General features: G+C 34.4%; 25 protein-coding genes. 21 read left to right on the top strand and 4 right to left on the bottom strand.

Annotated features, from left to right (window positions below):
- Positions 1 to 26: 26 nt before the first annotated feature.
- Positions 27 to 635: a YhcN/YlaJ family sporulation lipoprotein gene (locus NSQ92_RS06190; protein ID WP_047939879.1), complete on the bottom strand. Its 609-nt coding sequence runs from the start codon at positions 633 to 635 to the stop codon at positions 27 to 29.
- 221 nt (positions 636 to 856) lie between these two features.
- Here NSQ92_RS06190 and NSQ92_RS06195 point away from each other — a divergent pair, with 221 nt between their 5' ends.
- Positions 857 to 2,185, top strand: a complete 1,329-nt coding sequence (locus NSQ92_RS06195; RefSeq protein ID WP_047939880.1) for a PhoH family protein — start codon at positions 857 to 859, stop codon at positions 2,183 to 2,185.
- A 64-nt stretch (positions 2,186 to 2,249) separates the two neighbouring features.
- On the opposite strand, the gene NSQ92_RS06200 is transcribed toward NSQ92_RS06195, so the two are convergent.
- Positions 2,250 to 2,738, bottom strand: a complete 489-nt coding sequence (locus NSQ92_RS06200) for a peptidyl-prolyl cis-trans isomerase (protein WP_172866629.1) — start codon at positions 2,736 to 2,738, stop codon at positions 2,250 to 2,252.
- Between the two features lie 274 nt (positions 2,739 to 3,012).
- Between NSQ92_RS06200 and NSQ92_RS06205 the strand changes: the two genes are divergently transcribed.
- From NSQ92_RS06205 to coaD, 12 genes are all read left to right on the top strand, one after another.
- The gene (locus NSQ92_RS06205) at positions 3,013 to 3,294 is read left to right on the top strand and encodes a YlaN family protein (protein WP_016200976.1); all 282 of its coding nucleotides are present in this window, start codon (positions 3,013 to 3,015) and stop codon (positions 3,292 to 3,294) included.
- Positions 3,295 to 3,594: 300 nt separating this feature from the next.
- Positions 3,595 to 4,833 carry an FtsW/RodA/SpoVE family cell cycle protein gene (locus NSQ92_RS06210; protein ID WP_047939882.1) on the top strand — a complete coding sequence of 413 codons (1,239 nt, stop codon included), beginning with the start codon at positions 3,595 to 3,597 and terminating at the stop codon, positions 4,831 to 4,833.
- Positions 4,834 to 5,259: 426 nt separating this feature from the next.
- Positions 5,260 to 6,177, top strand: a complete 918-nt coding sequence (cyoE, locus tag NSQ92_RS06215; protein ID WP_061796789.1) for a heme o synthase — start codon at positions 5,260 to 5,262, stop codon at positions 6,175 to 6,177.
- 314 nt (positions 6,178 to 6,491) lie between these two features.
- Complete coding sequence (locus NSQ92_RS06220) at positions 6,492 to 6,959, top strand: DUF420 domain-containing protein (protein WP_047939884.1); 468 nt, start codon at positions 6,492 to 6,494, stop codon at positions 6,957 to 6,959.
- A gap of 403 nt (positions 6,960 to 7,362) precedes the next feature.
- Positions 7,363 to 8,220 (top strand): CAP domain-containing protein, encoded by an 858-nt coding sequence (locus NSQ92_RS06225; protein ID WP_268874792.1) that lies wholly within the window; start codon positions 7,363 to 7,365, stop codon positions 8,218 to 8,220.
- 221 nt (positions 8,221 to 8,441) lie between these two features.
- On the top strand, positions 8,442 to 8,861 hold the full coding sequence (locus NSQ92_RS06230; protein ID WP_235844434.1) for a YlbD family protein: 420 nt from the start codon (positions 8,442 to 8,444) through the stop codon (positions 8,859 to 8,861).
- 13 nt (positions 8,862 to 8,874) lie between these two features.
- Complete coding sequence (locus NSQ92_RS06235; protein ID WP_047939887.1) at positions 8,875 to 9,114, top strand: YlbE-like family protein; 240 nt, start codon at positions 8,875 to 8,877, stop codon at positions 9,112 to 9,114.
- 93 nt (positions 9,115 to 9,207) lie between these two features.
- Entirely contained in the window at positions 9,208 to 9,636 is a 429-nt protein-coding gene (locus NSQ92_RS06240) for a hypothetical protein (RefSeq protein ID WP_341152481.1), read from the top strand.
- A gap of 74 nt (positions 9,637 to 9,710) precedes the next feature.
- Positions 9,711 to 10,157, top strand: coding sequence for a YlbF family regulator (locus tag NSQ92_RS06245; protein ID WP_047939888.1), 447 nt, complete (start codon positions 9,711 to 9,713; stop codon positions 10,155 to 10,157).
- Between the two features lie 94 nt (positions 10,158 to 10,251).
- Positions 10,252 to 10,527: a YlbG family protein gene (locus NSQ92_RS06250; protein WP_047939889.1), complete on the top strand. Its 276-nt coding sequence runs from the start codon at positions 10,252 to 10,254 to the stop codon at positions 10,525 to 10,527.
- 500 nt (positions 10,528 to 11,027) lie between these two features.
- Positions 11,028 to 11,594, top strand: coding sequence for a 16S rRNA (guanine(966)-N(2))-methyltransferase RsmD (gene rsmD, locus NSQ92_RS06255; RefSeq protein ID WP_047939890.1), 567 nt, complete (start codon positions 11,028 to 11,030; stop codon positions 11,592 to 11,594).
- 3 nt (positions 11,595 to 11,597) lie between these two features.
- Complete coding sequence (coaD, locus tag NSQ92_RS06260; RefSeq protein WP_095257605.1) at positions 11,598 to 12,089, top strand: pantetheine-phosphate adenylyltransferase; 492 nt, start codon at positions 11,598 to 11,600, stop codon at positions 12,087 to 12,089.
- 81 nt (positions 12,090 to 12,170) lie between these two features.
- On the opposite strand, the gene ylbJ is transcribed toward coaD, so the two are convergent.
- Entirely contained in the window at positions 12,171 to 13,391 is a 1,221-nt protein-coding gene (ylbJ, locus tag NSQ92_RS06265) for a sporulation integral membrane protein YlbJ (RefSeq protein WP_095319918.1), read from the bottom strand.
- A gap of 211 nt (positions 13,392 to 13,602) precedes the next feature.
- Between ylbJ and NSQ92_RS06270 the strand changes: the two genes are divergently transcribed.
- Positions 13,603 to 14,394, top strand: coding sequence for a patatin-like phospholipase family protein (locus NSQ92_RS06270; RefSeq protein WP_047939893.1), 792 nt, complete (start codon positions 13,603 to 13,605; stop codon positions 14,392 to 14,394).
- 115 nt (positions 14,395 to 14,509) lie between these two features.
- Here NSQ92_RS06270 and NSQ92_RS06275 read toward each other — a convergent pair whose 3' ends face one another.
- Entirely contained in the window at positions 14,510 to 15,724 is a 1,215-nt protein-coding gene (locus NSQ92_RS06275; protein WP_047939894.1) for a nucleotidyltransferase, read from the bottom strand.
- A gap of 470 nt (positions 15,725 to 16,194) precedes the next feature.
- Here NSQ92_RS06275 and NSQ92_RS06280 point away from each other — a divergent pair, with 470 nt between their 5' ends.
- The 7 genes from NSQ92_RS06280 to bshC all read left to right on the top strand — a co-directional run bounded on the left by NSQ92_RS06280 (position 16,195) and on the right by bshC (position 22,044).
- Entirely contained in the window at positions 16,195 to 16,707 is a 513-nt protein-coding gene (locus tag NSQ92_RS06280; RefSeq protein WP_061796783.1) for a YceD family protein, read from the top strand.
- A 93-nt stretch (positions 16,708 to 16,800) separates the two neighbouring features.
- A complete protein-coding gene (gene rpmF, locus NSQ92_RS06285) occupies positions 16,801 to 16,974 on the top strand; it encodes a 50S ribosomal protein L32 (protein ID WP_016200993.1) in 174 nt (57 codons plus the stop codon).
- A 144-nt stretch (positions 16,975 to 17,118) separates the two neighbouring features.
- On the top strand, positions 17,119 to 17,568 hold the full coding sequence (locus NSQ92_RS06290) for a DUF523 domain-containing protein (protein WP_095257603.1): 450 nt from the start codon (positions 17,119 to 17,121) through the stop codon (positions 17,566 to 17,568).
- A gap of 128 nt (positions 17,569 to 17,696) precedes the next feature.
- A complete protein-coding gene (locus tag NSQ92_RS06295) occupies positions 17,697 to 18,266 on the top strand; it encodes an RsfA family transcriptional regulator (RefSeq protein WP_047939897.1) in 570 nt (189 codons plus the stop codon).
- A gap of 535 nt (positions 18,267 to 18,801) precedes the next feature.
- On the top strand, positions 18,802 to 19,719 hold the full coding sequence (locus NSQ92_RS06300; protein WP_341152482.1) for a 2-dehydropantoate 2-reductase: 918 nt from the start codon (positions 18,802 to 18,804) through the stop codon (positions 19,717 to 19,719).
- Positions 19,712 to 20,107, top strand: a complete 396-nt coding sequence (locus NSQ92_RS06305) for a DUF3397 domain-containing protein (RefSeq protein WP_047939899.1) — start codon at positions 19,712 to 19,714, stop codon at positions 20,105 to 20,107. The genes NSQ92_RS06300 and NSQ92_RS06305 overlap by 8 nt, the downstream gene beginning before the upstream one ends.
- Before the next feature lie 302 nt (positions 20,108 to 20,409).
- A complete protein-coding gene (bshC, locus tag NSQ92_RS06310; protein WP_047939900.1) occupies positions 20,410 to 22,044 on the top strand; it encodes a bacillithiol biosynthesis cysteine-adding enzyme BshC in 1,635 nt (544 codons plus the stop codon).
- Positions 22,045 to 22,077: the final 33 nt, after the last annotated feature.

Here is a 22,077-nt window from a genome sequence, read left to right on the forward strand (position 1 = left end):
TATATAATCATATAGAAAATCGAATTTTAATCTCTTATATGATTATTTGATTGTTCATCTTGGTCATTTTTCAACTCTTTTTCTTCTTTATCATTCAATTTTTCATCTGGTTTTTTGAGATCTCTATCTGGCTCATTTCGAATCATATCCGCTGGTACCTCTGGGATAAGTCTGCCGCTAATATCAGCTAATTCATTGAATATGCCTTGAATAGGCTTTCCGTTTTGAATATCTTCCCCAATTTCTTTCAGTCTTGCATTAATGTCAGGGTCGGCAATGACAACAGCATTAGCGCCATCAGGATCGTTTTTTAAACTCTCGGCTACCGCATATTTTATTGAACCAACCTCAGAACGATCTAAGTCTGCGTTGATATCAATTCCTACGAGCGCATATTTACCGATTACTACCGCTGTTGCATCATTAACATTATCAATGCTTGTTGCAAGAGCTACGAGCCTTTTGGCGATATCCTGTCCAGTCTTCCGGTCAACCCTTTGGTTGGTAGAATTTTTTACATTTGTAACTTGAGGGCTGTTTTCTCTATTCTCAGATTGCTGGTTATTTTCTGCGTTATTATTTGTACATCCTGCAAGAAGAAAAAGGACTGCGATGAAGAAAAACCATTTTTTCATAAAATTCCCTCCTTTAATATTGAAGAACTACATTTAAAAGTGTACATTTCCCTGATTTGTAGGTGGAAATGAGCATTTTTACGATTTTTTACACTTCCTCTTTCTTTATTGTGCAAAATATCTTCTATCTTTATGCGGTAAAACATATATTTTACCAAGGTTCTTTCCGTTACACGGATAAGTGCAGCAATATATGACGTTTTAGAGCAGGGGGCATCGGTTTGAGTAAAATTTACGTATTGGATACAAATGTCTTGTTACAAGATCCTTATTCTATTTTTTCTTTTAGTGACAATGATGTAGTAATTCCAGCAGTAGCTTTAGAAGAGGTAGACAGCAAAAAACGGTACATGGATGAAATCGGAAGGAACGCAAGGCAAATATCTAGATTGATCGATAACTTAAGAGAGTCAGGAAAGTTGCACGATAAAATTCCATTGGAGAATGGTGGAACTTTACGGATAGAATTAAATCACCGTTCTTTTCACGAACTCCAAGAAATATTTGTAGAAAAAACAAATGATAATCGCATATTAGCAGTCGCAAAAAATTTATCAATAGAAGAAAGTAAAAAAGAAAATGGACGAACCGTTATTCTTGTTAGTAAAGATACACTTGTCCGTGTAAAAGCAGATGCAATTGGTTTGAAGAGTGAGGATTTTTTAAGTGATCGAGTAGTAGAAAATGAACATTTATATACTGGTTTTATGGATGTACAAGTAACCATAGATGTGTTGAATAACTTTTATGAAAATGGTCAACTCCCGATTACGGAAATTGGGAATGGCAATTACTATCCAAATCAGTTTCTTATTTTAAAGGATGTATTGGGATCTTCCTCTTCTGCATTAGCAATTGTGGATTCATCGCGGAAGTTTGTTAAAAAGCTAGTGTTCGATCATGAGCATATTTGGGGAATCCGTCCAAGAAATGTGCAGCAAACGATGGCAATTGAAATGCTATTAAAAAAAGATATGCCATTAGTGACATTAATAGGAAAAGCAGGTACAGGGAAAACACTATTGGCATTAGCATCTGGATTAATGCAGACAGAAGATTTTGGAGACTACAAAAAACTATTAGTGGCAAGACCGATTGTACCGATGGGGAAGGATTTAGGTTTTCTACCTGGAGAAAAGGAAGAAAAATTACGTCCGTGGATGCAGCCTATTTTTGATAATCTTGAGTATTTGTTTAATACAAAGAAACCAGGAGAGTTAGAAGCAATTCTGGCTGGAATGGGATCTATTGAAGTGGAGGCATTAACGTACATTAGAGGAAGAAGTATTCCAGACCAGTTTATTATTATTGATGAGGCCCAAAACCTAACGAAGCATGAAGTGAAAACAATTTTAACAAGGGTTGGAGAAGGTAGTAAGATTGTTTTGATGGGAGATCCTGAACAAATTGATCATCCCTATTTAGATGCTTTTAATAATGGATTAAGCTATGTAGTAGAACGTTTTAAAGACCAGCCGCTAGCAGGTCATGTAAAACTAGTTAAAGGGGAAAGATCTTCTTTAGCGCAGCTTGCCGCAGATTTATTATAATTTAGAGTAAAACATTGTTACGCCATCTGCCAATAGCTAGATGGCGTAGGTATGGATGAAGACATTATGTAATTTTAAATGCTCTGATATTTTTGATAGGGGTTTGATCTGGGCCTTTTGTTTGATCAAAAATATGTACAGGACCATCTTCTGTAAGCGGTTTTCCTTTTACGCAAAATAATAAGAAGATCGAATCGATTTCTTCTAAAGGAATCGCATATTCTGCCTCTTCTGTTGTGATTAAAAGAGTTGTTGCCTCTTCCTGCGGTTCTGCATTTTTTATAAAGGGAGCTAAAGCCATATAGAAGGTACCGGTTAGCATTTCCACTTTTTTATAGGTTTTTGTGGATTGCTCTGGGGCTTTGGCTCCCTCTGTAATCTCTTGATCCCAGTGTTTGGAGGCTTCTTTTGTATACGCTTCTAATTCGTCCTTTACTTCAACTGGGGCAAATACCGTATCAGCTGATTGTTTTCGATCATCAAAGATCCAGACAGTAGGATCAATAGTAATCGGAAAATTTACCAACCCAGAAACTTGAATAATACTATTCATTTTATATCTCCTCCGTAAACGTGTTCTTTGTTATGTATAAAAAATTCTGCAAATTAGTAGCTGCTTCTAAAAGAAAATATTTTATATCGGCTAAATTTTAATTGGCAGATTAAAACAGTTGTTACGTTAAGTATAGCTTTTTCTTGTCTTTCTGTCATTTGAGATGATAGAATGTAAACTTTTAAATTTTTTAAAAGGGATTGTTCTTGCAATTTTTCTAGGTTGAGTTTAAACTTTATAGATAGGATAATCGCTCGGAAACGGGGGGATAGGATTGACTTCTGAAATGATTATTAATCATAAAGAAAAAGCAAATGAGTTATTGAAAGCAGATGCTGAAAAAATATTAAAACTAATTAAAGTTCAGATGGATAATTTAACAATGCCACAATGCCCTCTATATGAAGAGGTTTTGGATACGCAAATGTATGGATTGTCTAAAGAGATAGATTTTGCTATTCGATTAGGTTTAGTAGAAGAACAGGTTGGTAAGAAAATTTTAGATGAATTGGAAAAAGAGCTATCGATTTTGCACGAAGCATCTATAAGAAAATAAAAAGTAAACTCAAACAAAAGCATGTATTGTTTGAGTTTTTTTAGTGGCTATGTGTATTATTTATAAATAAGGGAAGTACATACGAACAAAAGCACTTGATCTCATAAGCTTGTAGTGACTTATTAATGGACCGTAAGCAGCGATAAAAATAAGTAATTTGTTATGATAATTAGCAAAAATAACAGAAGACGGCCCAATATTTTAAGAGAATGAAAATTAGAAGTTTATCCTTTTCAGCAGGAAAAAGATAAGACATAACGAATACTCTAAATGAGGAGATTGAATAAGGGATGCGGTTGAATGATAAAGAAGATATTAAAATCGTATGATTATACATTAATTATAGCAATGGTACTTTTAATTCTATTTGGATTGATTATGATTTATAGTGCCAGCATGGTTTCGGCAGTCCAATATTATGGAGAAGACAGCAGTGATTTTTTTTATAAAAGACAACTAAAATATATTATCATTGCCTTGATTGCTTTTGTGATAGTAGCTATTTTTCCATATAAGGCATTGTTAAGCAATAAAATATTAGTACCAATGGTATTTGGCTCAATTATTTTTTTAGGTGGAATCTTTTTATTCGGTAGTGTTTTTGGAAATGCGCAAAGCTGGTATAAAGTTGGAACAGCTAGTCTTCAGCCAGCTGAGTTTGTTAAATTGGCTGTGATTATTTATTTATCAGCAATTTACTCTAAAAAGCAGGCGTATATAAATGAGTTTAATCGGGGAGTTGTTCCCCCGCTAGCATATTTGGTTATTGTTTGTGCATTGATTATTCTTCAGCCAGATTTTGGTACGGCAGCGATTATTTTTATGATTGGTGCTACGGTTATTTTATGTTCAGGAATGAACTGGAAAAACTTGTCCAAGTTAGTGCTGATTGGCTTGGCGTTTCTATTATTACTTGTTTTAATCCTCCAGCTAGCAGGAAAAAGCATTTTCACTGAAAAGCAAATGGCGAGAATCTTTGTTTTTCTGGATTCCCCTTTTGCTGAAGATGTTGTACAAGAATCTGGTTACCATATGAGTAACTCTCTTATTGCTATTGGATCTGGTGGTCTAAAAGGGCTAGGCTTGGGTCAAGGTGTTCAAAAACTGGGTTACTTAACAGATGGTCACACTGATTTTATTATGGCAGTAATTGCTGAAGAATTGGGGATTTTTGGTGTAGGCTTTGTAGTGGTAGGACTAAGCTATATTGTTTTAAGAGGGATTTATACAGGACTAAAGTGTAAAGATCCATTTGGAAGCTTATTAGCAATCGGTATTTCCAGTATGATAGGAATCCAAGCTTTTATCAATATTGGAGGAGTTTCTGGATTAATACCATTAACAGGTGTCCCGTTACCTTTTATTAGTTACGGGGGATCGTCTTTATTACAATTGTCCATAGGTATGGGGATTCTTGTTAATGTTTCTATGTTCGTTAAATATGAAAGAGTTTATAAGCATAAAGAAGAGAATGTTGCAGAAATAGCAGTGAAAAAGCAGCCTACTTCAGGTTTTGTACGGCCAAACCGTCATTTTTAATCAATTAGATAATAATGGCTGGGATATAAGTTTTCCAGCTGAAGAAAAACCAAAATCATTTACGAAGATATTAAAGTATTTCGTATCAGGATTTTGGTTTTTTATCTTTTTTATAGATGAATGCTATTGGAAAGAGGTTGATTCATTTGCTTCCTTGCTAAAAAAGGCTATAATATATAGAGTGTCTTTTTGTTTGTAAAACGCTTTCGAATATGATGTGAGGAATGTTAAAGTTTACCAATAATGTGACAACTGAAGTTTTTAGCGTAAAAAGAGAGAAATATTCATGAAAATATGGTTTAATAGCAAAAGAGTCTTTTTTAACATTGCTATGATGTTTAAATGTGAATAATGACACAATGAAACGAACGGTATTTTATATAGTATGATATCTTTTTCTATGTAATGAAAGGGGAGCATGATCAAATGGCTAATTCTCGCGTTTATCCTGAGGCCAAATTGACGAATCAACAATCAGAAACAAGTGCGTGGAAGGATTTTCTCGCATTAATTAAAATAGGAATCGTAAATTCAAATTTAATCACTGTATTTACTGGAATCTGGCTTGCAATAGTTTTCACAGATGCAAAGTTTTTAGAGCGAATTGATACAGTATTATATACACTAATCGGATCAGGCTTAATTATGGCAGGTTCCTGTGTATTAAATAATTTTATCGATCGTGATATTGATCCATTAATGGAAAGAACGAAGACAAGACCGACAGTAACAGGAAAAGTGAAGCCTGCAAAAGTTGCTGTTTTAGGTTTTAGTTTTCTCTTCATTGGTACTTTATTCTTATTATTAACGACAATAACTGCAACTGTCATTGCTTTAATCGGGGCATTTAGCTATGTCGTTGTCTATACTATGTGGACAAAGCGTCGACTAGTATCTAACACCGTAATAGGAAGCTTTTCAGGAGCATTTCCACCACTAATTGGATGGGCTGCCATTGATCCTGGCCTTCATGTTATTGCTTGGAGCTTGTTTTTAATTATGTTTGTTTGGCAGCCGCCACATTTTTATTCTTTAGCAATTCGAAGAGCAGAAGAGTACCGAGCAGCAGGAATCCCAATGCTCCCTGTTGTTAAAGGTTTTGAGGTAGCAAAAAGGCATACGTATATATGGATTATTGCTTTATTTCCACTGCCATTTTTGTTATACCAAATCGGTATTCCATTTTTAATATTAGCAACATTATTAAATATCGGTTGGGTTATTACTGGAATACGTGCAAGTAAAAAGCAAGATGAATACAAATGGGCAACAGCAATGTTCATTTATTCTATTCAATATTTAACAATATTATTTGTCTCAATGGTAGTATTTACATTATTCTAAAAAGGATTTGTTTTTAGGGGAGAACATTCCAGGAGAATAATGGTTGATTTCTTATTGGTTAAAGCTTGATGCTTTTTCCAATAAGAAACATTTAATATCCTGAAATTCGGAGGAGTCTGAATACATATAGACGTCGGTGGGATTAGTGAGACAGAGGAGATCAAGCAAAGCTCACTTTCATAGAAAGATCGAGGGTGTGCATTCAAGGTTGCTTTGGTCACCTACACTAAATTTGTGAACCAGTCTTATGGAAAAAAGGAACTTTGGGAGTTTGTTAAACAAAGAGGTAAATACTTTATGGAGTGGGTAGCTAAATGGAATTTACATTACCGATATTGCCGACAATAAGTACTACGTTTATTATTTTAAGTGCCATTTTTGTAGCGATTGGTTGGGGATTAATTAAGCAGAAAAAAAGACAACAACACCAGACTGTCATGTTATTTGCAGCGATTTTTGCTGTAATCTTTTTCATCATTTATGCATCAAGAACGATTTTTATTGGTAACACTTCTTTTGGAGGACCAGATGATATTAAGATTTACTATACTATATTTCTTATTTTTCATATCACCTTGGCAACAATAGGTGCTGTATTAGGAATCATTATGTTATATACAGGTTATAAGCAGCAATATGCAAAGCACCGAAAGTTAGGACCGATCACAAGTATTATTTGGTTTATTACAGCTATTACAGGAACAGCAGTTTATTTACTACTCTATGTTTTTTATCATGGAGGAGAAACGACATCTGTTATTAAAGCAATATTAGGTTTTTAAAATCAAAATGTAAAAATGCTTCTAAAAAATAGAAGCATTTTTTTATTTGCTATCTAAGAGAGAAATGGGTGGTTTTAAATGCAACTTTATTTACATAATTGAAAAACTACTTATTCTATTAAAATTATTTAAAGTAAGTTATACTATTTAGTAAGAAAGCCACATATATTAATAGAAACAATGCTAGAGAGGGGGGAATCCTCTGAAAATTTTATTAAGAACTGTCATAATTATTGCAGTATTATCAGCGATTGGAATCTATTTTAGTATAACTGATGATAATAATCAGCCAGATGTATTAGTTGAAAATGGTGATCATCCTAAAAAAGTAGAGGATAATCTCAAAGAGGCAAGTGAAAATACGCAAATTTTACCAACTCCTAAAGAAGGGTTAGGGAGTTTAATCGGTAAGAGTACAAGTGAACTTAAAAAGAAGTATGGGGAGCCAGCGAGAATTGATCCTTCCGCTTATGAATATGACTGGTGGATATTCAATAAGGATGACTCTAAGTATTTTCAAGCTGGAATTCTTGATGACAAAGTAGTTACCATTTATGCAATTGGAAGCTCAGTGAATATTACGCCTTATAAAATTGGACAAGAAGTTGGAGATATTTATACAATGACTCCCATTGAAACCAATATTAGCTTTAACTACGAAAATTCTTCCTACCGTTTTGAATTATCGGAGGATGAAATAAATAACCGCCCGCTCATTCAAATCGGTGATTATTATGCACAGCTATACTTTGATAAATTTAATGGTACTTTATCAAGTATTCGGTATATGGATGCTCGAACGTTACTTCATTTAAGACCATATGAGTTAGTTTATCGGGGAGAATTATTAGAGACAGAGAGTAATGGGAAGAATAATGAAGCAATACAAGAAGGAAACGAACGACAAATTCTAGATATGACGAATGTATTAAGAAAAAGATTCAAGCTCAATACAGTAGAATGGGATCAGCCTACTGCGGAAGTAGCATTAGGGCATAGTAAGGATATGTTTGATACGGAAAACTTTTCTCATACATCTGAGAAGTATGGTGATCTTGAGGATCGTTTAAAAGCAGGGGATGTCTTTTATCAAGTTGCTGGAGAGAATATCGCAGCAGGGTATTCAGATGCTCCCGCGGTAATGGAAGGTTGGCTAAATAGCAAAGGTCATCGTGAATGTTTATTAAATGAGAAATTTACTCATCTTGGAGTAGGAGTATTTGATAAATACTATACCCAAAATTTTATCGAAAAATGGTAAGGGCAGAAAGACAATCAGTCGACAAACTCAGCGGAGGAGTGGTCGGCTGTTTTTTTACCTGAGTTATTACATGGCGGGGATAATTACATTGCAGGTTTGATTATCTTCAACCAATCTTGTTAGTCATAGGGCTTTGAGAGAGAATTTAAAGAGAAAGGCACATTTTTTTAAAAGCCATCATAAAGTAATATAGGCAGATGTATCAAATTAGAGGTGAAATAATGATGGCTGATAAAAAACTTCATCCTTCTGTAGAAGAATTTAAAGCATTTGTAAGAGCAAACCCAAAAATATTGAAAGAGGCAAGAAGTGGGAATGTGACATTACAGGAATTATATGAGGATTGGTATTTATTAGGTCCGAACGATACTAGATGGGATGGTTTATTAGAAGGAAGTGCTGTGTCCACCCAAAAGGAAGAAGAGGCATCAGGTAATCGGACTGTCTGGATGTCTAATATTGTTGATACATTAAAAAATATGGACCAAAATCAAATCCAAGGATATTTGGCAAACTTAAACCAAGCTTTAGGTACGTTGCAAGGTGTTATCTCTCAATTCGCTCCAAATAGTGGTTCTAGTGGATCATCTGCGCCAACTGAACAAAAACCTTCTGGACCATTTTCTTTTAGGAAAGATTAAATAGGAGGACTATATGAGACAGAATATTAAAGAATATATTGCGCAGAATGCAGAATTGCAACAGTTTATTCGAGAACAGCCACAATGGTATAGAGAATTAAGCAGAAATCCAAATCAGTTAGAAGTCTTTGAGATTGCTTCCCTTCATTATTATAAAAAAACCATCCCAGATCATGTGGAAAAGTTTTCAAATGGTGTACAAATGGCGTCTATGATGGTTAGCATGTTTCAGGCAATGAATGCACAATCCTAAGTCTTTAAAATTCAATAAATACTCCGAGTAAAACAAACAGGAATGGTAATACTAACCGAAAATAAAACATTATTAAAATTACCAGGAGTGTTTATGTTGAAAAAAATCCGATTGATTTGTATTCCTGCTTTTCTCTTTTTAACAGGGTGCCACAATGATATCCCTGATCCAAAAGTAAAACCTCATAAGGAAGCAGTAAATGATGTAATCTCACCAAATATGGCTGTACAAGCCTCTATTACTTCTAGCGATACGGAAAAGATGGTTGTGCATCATTTAGTGAAGGGAAATAAAGTATTTGTAGAATGCAGAGTAAAAGACTATTCATTCAGAGAAGATAGTCAGGGGAAATTAGGCAAAATACTTTTAGAAGTTGATGGCCAGAAGTATGAATATTCTTCTGCAGCCTTTGTAATCGAAGGGTTGAAAGCAGGAAACCATACAATTAATCTTTCTGTTATAGATGCAGTAAATAAGACAACACAATATCAAAAGTCATTTCAAGTAATGATTAAAAGTTAGATAAAAAAGGAAATCACAAACCTTTTCTTTCTAGTGTCTTTCATGTAGAATAAGAAATGGAGGTGAGCGAATACGTGCTTGCGACAACTGAAATACTCCTTATTCAAGAGGAAGCAGAAGAGATTGCTGAAATGATATTAGAATCAGATGTTGCAGAACAATACCGTATTTGTTTGGCCAATATACAATCAAACAAGGAAACACAGCGGAAAATTCATTCTTTTAACAAAATGAAAGAGCTATATGAAGAAGTTCAGCGTTTTGGAAAATATCATCCTGAATATAAAAAAGTGATGATGGAAATAAGACAGCTTAAACGCGAGATGGATTTAGATGATAATGTAGCAGCATTTAAAATAGCTGAGAATGGTTTACAAAAGCTTTTAGATGATGTTAGCGTTATTATTGGGCGTTCTGTTTCTACTTTCATTAAAGTACCAACAGGTAATCCATTTTTTGATGAACTTTCTGGCTGCTCCGGAGGTTGTGGTAGTGGTGGAAGCTGTAGTTGTTCTGCATAATATACTTAAAAGCAATGATCCAGATGATCATTGCTTTTCTATTTTCTTTTCCTATGCTATTATGATAAATAATGGTATTTAAAGGGGTTAAATTATGCTAGGGCAACGACAAGGGATCATTGTTTGGTTATTTTCACTAAAACAAGCAAAAATGTTAAGAAGATATGGGAATGTTCATTTTATTTCCAAAAGGTTAAAATATGTTGTGCTCTACACAAACCAAAGTGACGTGGAAAGCATAATGGAAAAAATAAATGCTCATTCTTTTGTTAAAAAGGTAGAACCTTCCTATAAACCATTTTTAAAAATGGAATTTGAAAATTCGCGGCCAGATAAAGCGAAAGAATATGATTATAAAATGGGAATTTAATAGCTTGCTTAAAAAAGATATTAAAAACAGTATGTATGGAAGCTTAGTTAGAAGTATTATTTCTGCGACTAAGTCATCATACATACTGTTTTTTCTTTTATAGAATCCCATATAAATTGAGAAGGGAAGTAAAAAAAGCCTGCAGGCAAATACCTGCAGGCTCCTTCCACATCCTTACTATTCATAAGGAAAGAAGGTAAAGGGAGAGGAGAAACCGGAGGAAAACTTAGGGGAAACGTAAGTCTTCTCCGCGGTTGGCAACAACATCCTCGAATAGATGCTGTTAATTACATTATCCCCAACCATGGAACACTTATACCTAATCAAAATATTTTTTTTGGATAAAGTAAGATAGTCTCCTTTTTTAGTTAATAGGTGGAATAAAACTATTCATGGTATGAATAGTAAAAAATCTTTAAAATGTTGGCTCGGTATAAGGTTTATGGTAGGATAGGGAAGGTAAAAGCAGTTAAAGTAAAATTAGGGTTGTGGTGATTGAAATGAGAGTTGTCTCCGGTAAGAATAAGGGGATTCCATTGAAGGCAGTGCCTGGTAACTCGACTAGACCTACTACAGATAAAGTCAAAGAAGCCATCTTTAACATGATAGGCCCATACTTTCAAGGAGGAGAAGGCCTTGATTTATTTGCTGGTAGTGGTGGACTAGGTATTGAAGCTTTAAGTAGAGGATTGGATCTTGTTATTTTTGTAGACAAAGAAGGAAAAGCGATACATACTATTAAAGAAAATCTTTCTATATGCAAATTAAATAGTCAAGCAGAGGTATATCGCAATAATGCGGATCGTGCTTTAAAAGCATTACAAAAAAGAGAAAAAAGATTCGATTATATTTTTTTAGATCCGCCATATAAAAAGCAGCAGTTAGAAAAAATCCTAACATTTATTGATGAAGCAGGTCTCTTAAAGGAAGACGGAGTTATTGTTTGTGAACACGGTTCGGAAATTTCTTTGCCTGAGGCAGTTAGCAGACTTCAACAAGTGAAACATGAAAAATACGGAATAATTGCGGTTTCTATTTATTCCTTACAAAATGGTATGGAGGACTAAGAAATGGCTAGTATAGCAGTTTGCCCAGGTAGTTTTGATCCGATAACGTATGGTCATATTGATATTATTAAACGATCAGCAAAGGTATTTGACCATGTATACATATGTGTATTAAATAATTCTGCCAAAAAACCTTTTTTTTCAGTAGAGGAAAGATTAGAGTTAATTAGAGAAGTAACAAAAGATATTAAAAATGTTTCTGTGTCGTCCTATGAAGGACTTTTGATTGATTATGCAAAAAGTGTAAAAGCGAATGCAATTATTAGAGGATTACGAGCTGTATCAGATTTTGAATACGAAATGCAGATTACCTCTATGAACCGAGTTCTATCAGATGATATTGAGACATTCTTTATTATGACAAATAATCAATATTCTTTCTTAAGTTCAAGTATAGTGAAAGAAGTCAGCAAGTATGATGGAGACATTTCGGAGCTTGTCCCAAAGATTGTTCATGATGCGTTAAGAGCAAAGTTTCATAAAAATCGTCCCTAACGCTTACTCTCCAGTAATATGAATAAAAAGGACTTATTGCCCAAAAAAGATTTTTAACATCTTTTTGGCAATAAGTCCTTTTTATACTTCTTCTCTTGGAGATAATCTTTTTACTAAGATAAAACAATAAATCATTAGGGAAATAATCGTGACAATTGGACCCCATGTGCTAATATTTTCAAATATTTGTTGCAAGAAAGCTCCCTCTTGGTTTAATCCTGGGATCGCAATCGTTGGAGCATCTTTTGCCAAAAAGGTTTTGTTAAAGAAATCCCACGCGATAAATGTATAAATTCCAGAGAAGATTGCTTGCATTATTCTTGCTATAAAAAAAGGTTTAAAGCGAATATCTGTCTGTGCTAGAATACTTGCAACCTGTGCTTGTACACTCAAACCACTAAAGCCGAGGATACAGCTAGTCAGGATTGCTTGATGCATAAGGGTGGAAGTTTCTACATCACTTGTTAATTGACTTCCTAATGTAATTTCAAATATCCCAGCAATGAATGGAATCGCTAATTCGCCAGAAAAAGTGAATAGCTGGAAAACGGCTTCTAACAATTTAGCAGCAAAAGAAGTAATATGTAAGTGAAATAGTAATCGATTTATAACAGAAAAAAGAATAATGAAGCCGCCGACCATTAATAACGATTGAATCGAAGAAGTTACAGCATCTCCCATTAATTTGCCAAGTGGACGCTTGTCTTTTAACCGAGTATGATGTAATTCCCGTAACGCTCTTTTGATGGAGGCTTTTTCAGTTGCCTCCTGTTTCTTTATTTCTGTGTCCTTGCCATGAAATCTCATAAATAGTCCTACTGTAAAGTTGGCTAAATAATGAGAAAAGGCAAGAAGCAGTCCTAGTTTGGGACTATGAAAAAAAGAAGCTGAAACTGCACCAATAATAAACATCGGATTAGAAGCGTTAGAAAAAGAAACGAGTCTTTCTGCTTCTGTTCTTGTTAATTGTTTTTCTTCACGCATTCTTGCTGTTAATTTTGCACCAGTAGGAAAGCCTGATACCATGCCCATTGCCCAAACGAATCCGCCTACACCTGGAACTTTAAAGAGAGGTCGCATAATGGGTTCCAATAAAACACCAATAAAACGAACTACACCAAAACCGATTAAAATTTCGGATAAAATAAGGAAAGGAAGAAGTGAAGGAAAAACAATCGTCCACCATGTGTTTAGTCCATTTTTGGAAGCGTCAACTGCAACTCCTGGAAAAGAAATTAGAGCAAGAGCTAATAGGGATGCAGATAAAGCGAGTACGATTGTCTTAAATTTTGAGCGTAACAAATTATATTGCTCCCCCTTCAAATAGAAAATAGTAGGTAAGTATTCTTATTTATAGAAGAAAGGCTGTTTAAGAAACTTATTTAGTAAAAAAGAATACTTGTACACAAACAGCCTGAAGAATATCCCTCTACCAATCAATATACTCATAACATAAAAAAAAAGACCATAAGAATATATAGATTATTATTTTGAAAAGAATAGGTGGGACAATATGGAACGCCCAAAAATTGGATTAGCGTTAGGGTCAGGTGGAGCGAGAGGATTTGCACATATTGGGGTCATAAAAATACTAAGAGAAGAGAATATCCCAATAGATTATATTGCTGGCAGCAGTATAGGGGCTATAATTGGCTGTTTATATGGAGCAGGATCCGATATTGAGCGATTATACACTTTATCCAAGTTCTTTAAAAGAAAATACTATTTGGATTTTACTGTCCCTAAAATGGGGTTTATCGCAGGGAACCGTGTAAAGGAGTTAATTCATTTGTTTACCTATGGAAAAAATTTAGAGGAGTTGGATATCCCTGTTGCCATTGTTGCGACTGATTTATTAACGGCAGAAAAAGTAGTTTTCACAAAAGGGCCAATTGCTGATGCTGTTCGGGCTAGTATTTCTATTCCAGGTATATTTGTTCCAGAAAAAATTGACGGGCGATTGCTTGTAGACGGAGGAGTAATCGATCGTGTTCCCGTCTCAGTTGTGAAGGAAATGGGAGCAGATATTGTAATTGCTGTCGATGTCGCAAAAGTGAACATTCATACAGATATTTCTAACATTTATGATGTAATTATGCGTTCATTAGATATCATGCAAATGGAACTAGTAGAATCACGCGAGGTTGCAAGTAATGTGATGATTAAGCCGCCTGTTGAAATGTTTAATAGTAAGGCATTTACTGATTTGGAGAAAATTATTGAAATAGGGGAAACAGAAACGAGAAAATATATAGAAGGGATTAAAAAGGAAATCAGAAAGAGAAGAAAGAATGAAAAAAAGTAATTATAGAGTGAACAAATAAAGATTAAAGGTTCTCGCTTAATACAGTGGAGTGCCTTTAATCTTTAAGCTGTTTATTAAGAACTTCAACTAATAAAAACTAGTCCTAACAAAGGAATTATTTCATGATAGGAGGTTTGGTGTAATCCATCTCTAATAGTTGATGCTGAACAAGATTAGGAACACCTAAAGCATAAATCTGCGAAGCGCGAATATCCAATGCGATTTTTTCTTTATCAAAAGCAGAAAGCTTGCTGATAATTGGCAGCTGAAACTGCTTCTTTTTTTCTTTTAAATAGAGACGGCCATTTACAGTTGTTCCAAGTAAACGAATATAATTTGGCTTCAATGAAGAACTCATTTCTGCCTTTTTGGTATTTGTTAAAATATGTACGCAAATTCTTTGCAGCCTTGTCCATGTATATCTTTTCGTCTTTACTAAACGAATAAAATCGTGAAAAGAGGATGCTGTTTTTACATATTTAAGGAAGCGATACTCTAAACCTTCCTCCATCTCATATATGGCAGCTAACTCTTCTGCTGTTGACTGAAGGAGACGGAATTTTAAATAGTGCCAGTAATTCTCCCAAGTATGGTAAGTGAGGTATGTTTCCTTATACTGCTGTAGTAATTGATAACTACTTGCGGGGAGGAAGGGTTTTATTTTTCTTATGTCTCCTTTATCATGCAATAGTTCTTCGCGAATGCTTGTTGCGCTAGCTATTGTATCCGAAGTAAATGTTTTGTCATGATAGTCTGCTTTCATGCGGGCAACTGTGCAAATCTCCATGGGATACTTATTGGTATGCACTGCCTTATAGTATTCATATCCCAAGATGTTATTTGGCATACTAAGATTTAGCGCGGTGTGATCATCACTAGTTGTTAATTCTTTTATCGCCAATGATTTAGCTTTCGGATAGCTCATTCCTTGTTTCATAAACCCCTTAACAAGTAAATCCTCTTCCATTCCTTTTCCTTGCAGCAGGGTAAAAGTCTGCTGAAAAGCATCGATGCTGCCTGATTCACTGCCAAAACATAAGAAATCACAACTTAAGCTTTGCAAAATATCAACAGCGCCAGATGCAAATACGGCAGCATGCTGTGTGGCAAAAGCATAGGGAAGCTCCACAATAAGATCTACTCCACTTTCCAAAGCCATTTCTGCTCGAGCCCACTTAGAAACAAGGGCAGGTTCTCCTCTTTGTAGAAAAGGACCGCTCATAACAGCAGCCACAATATCCGCCTGTGTTAGTTCTTTCGCTTTTTGGATATGATACAAATGACCATTATGAAATGGATTATATTCTACTACTACTCCAACTGCTTTCATCACATTCTCCCTAACTATATTCTTTATGGTTGTATTAATAAAAGTTTATCCTAAAAATAGTGGTTATAAAAGAGAAACCTATATGGATATGCCTGTTTTAAAAAAGATTCCTTGTAAATTTATATGTGAGAAACAGTAAAAGAATAGGACTAAATGATGGTTTCAAAGAGGCTATATAATATAACCGAGGTTTTAATAGTGCTGTCTACTTTCTAATATAGTTTCTATTCTACGAATTTTTGAAGTAAAGCTTTGCTAAAATAGCTTAAATGGAAGCAAGGGGGAGAGAAATCAAGATCATTTTAGGAAGTTTTGGTTGCAATTCTGATGAATATGGGTAGAATAGAAAAGAAATCACGAAATATGATCGTGATTCAGGACATATCTCTTATTATTTACTGTAAAGAAAAAATATTGACAAATAATTATATGAAAGCTATAATTACCTTTGTTGCCTTGGGGTGATATATATGAAATGGACGTTAAGCCAGTTACAAAAATTTCGAAGTAAGGGATTGCCAATTGATGAAACAATAAATATGGATGAGATCAAAGAAACAGATCCGACCATAAGAAAAGTATCTCCTATTCATATAACAGGACGTACGGATATTGATTCAACGAAAGTGACTTTTCATTTAAATATAAAAGGATCGCTCGTGCTACCTTGCTCTCGTACTTTAGTAGACGTGGATTATCCAATTAATGTTGAAACAACAGAAACCTTCCTATTAAAAGTTTCGGAATATGAAACAGACGAAGAGGAAGTTCATCAGGTAAAAGGGGATGTAATTGACTTAAAGCCAATTATAGCCGAAATACTTTTACTTGAGGTACCGATGCAAGTCTTCTGTGAAGATGTAACAGAAGAGGGAGCTCCGCAATCAGGAAATGATTGGGAAGTAATCCAAGAGCAAGATTTACAGGAGAAGAAAGTTGATCCTCGTCTTGCAGGACTTGCTAAGTTTTTTGAAAATGAGTAAATTAACTCATATTTAATTATGCAAAAGAAAAATGTGAGATTGGAAATATCTTTTCTCATTACTTTCTTAATACTCTTTAAGGAGGTGGGACGAATGGCTGTACCTTTTAGAAGAACATCTAAAACTGCAAAGAGAAAACGTCGTACACATTTTAAATTACAAGTGCCTGGTATGGTAGAATGCCCTAACTGTGGTGAAATGAAACTTGCTCACCGTGTATGCAGCGCTTGCGGAACATACAAAGGGAAAGAAGTTGTAAGCAACTAATTATCTTTTTTGTTGATTAAAAGCACAAGAACTTAAGTTCTTGTGCTTTTTTTCATATTATAGCTATTATTACCAAAATAGCTGAAGTAAAATAAAAGGAAGTTTTGAAAGTTAGAAGAAATACATAATATGAGGTGATAAGCAATGATTGTCATAAGTTCTTGTTTAGCAGGTCTGAAAGTTCGGTATAATGGGACGGATTGTTTAGATACCAACATAGAAGAGTTTATAAAAAAAGAAAACATAAGAACGGTTTGTCCGGAATTATTGGGAGGCTTCTCTACTCCGAGGGAACCAGCTGAGATAGTCGGAGGGGATGGTTATGATGTTCTCGATGGAAAAGCATTTGTTAAAGATGCTAAAGGGAATGATGTGACGCAAATGTATATCGAAGGGGCTAATAAAACCTTAGTCTTTATTAAAGACTTGGAGGCGGAAATGGTAGTCTTAAAAGAAAATAGTCCTTCTTGTGGTAGTGGTAGTATATATTCAGGGAACTTTGATGGCACAAAAATGGGCGGTGTGGGTGTAACCACTGCGCTTTTAAGAAGAAACGGTATCAAAGTGGTGTCAGAAGACGAATTATTTTCTTAACTAGGTCTATAAGTAGCAAATTTTCTTTTTGCATGCTGCTAATTTTTCTTTTTGTAATATGAATAAATCAGTCTATCTTTTCTAGTAGATGCATATGTATGAATAAAAAACACTAGGAGGGTATACTGATGACAACAACGAGACAAGATGCTTGGTCAAAAGATGAAGATATTTTACTTGCTGAAATTGTTCTTCGTCATATTAGAGAAGGCGGTACACAGCTTCAAGCATTTGAAGAAGTGGGGAAATTATTATCAAGAACAAGTGCAGCATGTGGATTTCGCTGGAATTCATATGTACGCAAACAATATAAATCTGGTATCGAACTTGCCAAAAAACAAAGAAAGCAATTGAAAAAGACAAATGTAGCAGAAGAGTTTTCTCAAGAAGAAGTAACTGCTGTCCAGCCTGCTATATCTCCAGCTCCTATACAGAATCAATTTGATGAAATGATGTTATATTTAAAAGATTTATATGATAAAGCAACTAAGTGGGAGCAAGAAAATATTGACTCTTCCACCGTTAAAGAGAAAACGAAGGTATTAGAGGAAAAGCTAGCTATATTAAAGAAGGAAAATGAAGCGTTGCAAAGTGAATTAGACTCCATGGAAGGCGCTTATAAAGCATTAGTGGAGCTGATGGAAAAAGCAAGGCAAATGGTGGTTTTTAAAGATGAGGATAAACTTCCCAAGGTGTAAGTAAAGTTTTTCTTTAGCTAAAATGCTAATGGGATCTATATCTATAATAACATGGTCAAATAAATATGCTATATTGCAGGAGGAATCCTGTCAGTTAGGAAGCATCCGCTCGACTCCTGTATATAAAAAAGTGAGGCAGAGGAGAATCATTGGATTCACTTGACTCACAAGGAGAATCTGGGCGGCTGCTTTATATAAGTCAATTAAAATCTCTAATCTTTCATATGCAAAAGAAAACAAAATCAATTTGTTGGTGTTTTAATCTATCCAATGAGTATAATACCGCATCCTCCCCATTAAGTTGTAACATTCTTCTCTAATTTTATTCCTTTCTATATTATTAAACCTTAAAAAACTCTTTTATAGATTATCTTTCAAAACTATGTGATTGCACTCGTCTTTTAGCTTTTCTTTCGTTTTTGAGGCAAGCATCATATTTTATTTTTTTTCTATTCCTGTGATTTTCGTACTACAAACATTTCAGAAAATGTTAATATATAACTAACGATAACTTGAAACGATAAAGGAGCTTCTAATGGAAATTGCAATTATTGGAGCTGGGGCAATTGGCTTATTATGTGCATACCAGTTAAAGGAAAAGCATGATGTCACCTTATATGTTCGGTCAAAGCAGCAATACGAGCGAATCCTAGAGAAAGGAATATATTATAAAGCAAATGACGAAAAGAAAAATCGAACAGTACGCGTACGGTTTTTTAAAGAGTGGAATGGACAAGAAGAGTTGACGATCGTCGCAGTAAAGCAATATCAACTAGCGTCCATTTACGAGAAGATGGAAAAAATGGGCGATAAAATAAAAGCAATGTGCTTTTTGCAAAATGGAATGGGACACATAGAGACAATTAGGAATTCGCGAGTTGCTAATATATTGATAGGTATTGTCGAACATGGAGCGATGAAAGAAGATGAGCAAACAGTAATTCATACTGGTGTAGGAGCAATAAAAATAGCTTGTATAAAAGGAAAAATGGACGATATAGTTACCACGCTCACAACAGCTACTAATAAAGACTTTTTATTTATAATGGAACATAAATATGAAATAATGCTGCAAAAAAAATTAGTCGTAAATTGTATTGTAAATAGTTTAACTAGTATTTTGCTGGTGCCAAATGGTCTTTTGCTGGAAAACGCTTATTATTCTCAATTGATGACTATGTTGATGAATGAGGTATTAGAGGTTTTAACGATAACCGAATCTGAAAAAAAAATCTATCGAGAGTATTGTATGGAAGTCATAGGAAAAACAGCTTTAAATAAATCTTCGATGCTAAAGGATATGGAGGCGGGAAGACCTACGGAAATAGATGCAATCTTAGGATACATAATAGAAGAAGCAAAAAAGAAAAAACAGAGTGTGCCTATTGCAAATACGGTTTATCTGATGATTAAGGGAAAAGAACGAGAAAGAGAGGTGTTTATCCATGATTAATCTAACTTCACATCTCATTAGTTTTCTCGTGGTTTTTCCAATCTTTACATTGTTTATTGTTTTTGTTATTAGTAAGTTGATTACAAAAAAGCATCGTCTATCTATACATCTAGCACTAGATATTAGTACCATCTTTTTTATTGTTTCCGTCCATTTTCTTATACAATCTATCTGGCATACTTCGGTCTTATTGTATATTGTGATATTTATCTTGTTGATTGGCATGTTATTTGTTATTGTTCATTGGAAGTTTAAAGAGGAAATACAATACAAAAAAGTATTTAAAGGAATTTGGCGTGTAAGCTTTCTTCTTTTTTTCCTTTTATATATTGTATTGCTCGTTTATGGTCTTTTCCTATCTATATGGAGAACACTTGGAATGGTATAATAGTTGATTACAATAAAATAACTTAAATGTATAGCAAGTCAGTGCTACTTAGAATGAATAGGTGGACTCAATCTGGAAGATGCTAATAAGAAGATAAATCGAAAAGATAAAGGCTTATAAGCAACTTTTTTTCTTTTATAGTAAAGGGATGCTATACTTTTCTATGTAGCGAAATAAAATGAATGCTTTTTATAAGCAGCTGGATGATAAGCTCGTGGTTGGACTCCCACTATAGAAAGAGTCTTTAATAAGGAGAAAATACATATATAGGAAAACTCGAATTGGAGAAAGGAAGTACATAGATGGAGATGATGAATCTCTCTTTGCCTGTGGCAAATAAATTCGTAACAGATTATTTAGAACAAAAGAATAGTGCGGAAGACTTTTTTCATTATTCTTATCTTGATAATGGTAGCTATGAGAAGAGAGTTAAAGAATTAGAAACGAGAACTTTTATGAGGAATGATCTTGCAGATTATATCGAAGATTACATGAAAAAGTTCCCTCAAGGGGAAAAGGTGAGGCAATCCCTTTCTAAATTAAGAAAGGAAAACAGTGTAGTTGTTATAGGTGGACAACAAGCGGGTGTTTTAACAGGTCCATTATACTCTATTCATAAAGTAATTAGTATTATCCTGTTAGCTGAACAAAAAGAAGAAGAATTAGGTATTCCGGTTGTACCAGTGTTCTGGGTAGCGGGAGAAGACCATGATTATTTAGAAATTAATCATATTTATACACCAGGTAAGGAAAAAATGAAGAAGGCAGTTTATCCACAAAGAGTGTTGGATAAAAGAATGGCTTCCGATATATTGCTGGAAAAAGAGGTCTGTATAGAATGGCTGGAAAAAATCGTCGAATCCTATGGTGAAACAGATCATTCTAAGCCTTTATTGCAACTTTTGCACAATGCTGTCCATGAATCCACTACGATTGTTGACTTCTTTAGCTATATTACAATGAGTTTATTCCAAGATTATGGATTACTATTGGTTGATTCTGGTGATAAAGAGATTCGCAAGTTGGAGAAAGAAATTTTCCTTAAACAAATTAATGAATTTCAAAAATTAGCAGATTCCGTTTCAGAACAACAAAAGTTAGTACAGGAGAAGGGATATTCGCTTGTGATTGAAATGGCAGAAAATCCTGTTAACTTGTTTTATTATGATGAAGTAGAGCAAGAAAGAGTATTGCTGCAATACGATGAAATAGAAAATTGTTTTATCGGGAAAGATAGAACAGTATCCTTTACTATGGAACAGTTAATAGAGATTGCGAGTGAATTCCCTCAAAAGCTAAGCAATAATGTCGTAACGAGACCAATAACGCAAGACCTATTATTTCCTACGTTAGCATTTATTGGCGGACCTGGAGAGATTGCGTACTGGGCGGAACTTAAAAAGGCTTTTGAACACTTAGGAATTAAAATGCCGCCAGTTATTCCTCGCTTAAATATTACGCTCTTAGAGAGAAGCGTGGAAGCAGACATAGAGGAACTAAAATTATCAATAAAGGATGTTCTTGTTAATGGAACTTCTGAAAGATGTGCGGAATTTTTAAAGTCTGTCTCAAATGAACGGATTGAACAGATACTTAATGAAATAAAAGAGGTAATTAAAACGAAATATGATCAAGTGGAAGAGGAAATGAAGGCAGAGTATAAAGGTTTGCTGCCGTTATTAGAAAAAAATGAAGATTTTTTAGTAAGCCAGCTTGAATTTTTGCAGAACAAAGTTGATGCTTCCGTAAAATTAAAGCATGAAGTACTGGTAAATAAATTTAACCGTATTGAACAAAATTTAAAGCCAGAAGGGTCTCCCCAAGAAAGAGTCTGGAATATCACCTATTTCTTAAATAAATATGGAATGGATTTTATTCAAGATGTAATGGAATTGCCGATGGCCTTTGATGGAACACATAAGGTTATTAAATTATAAGGAAGAAAAGAATGATTCCCCCCTAATTATAGG

This window comes from Niallia sp. FSL M8-0099 (genome assembly GCF_038006945.1).
GTDB lineage: Bacteria > Bacillota > Bacilli > Bacillales > Cytobacillaceae > Niallia > Niallia circulans.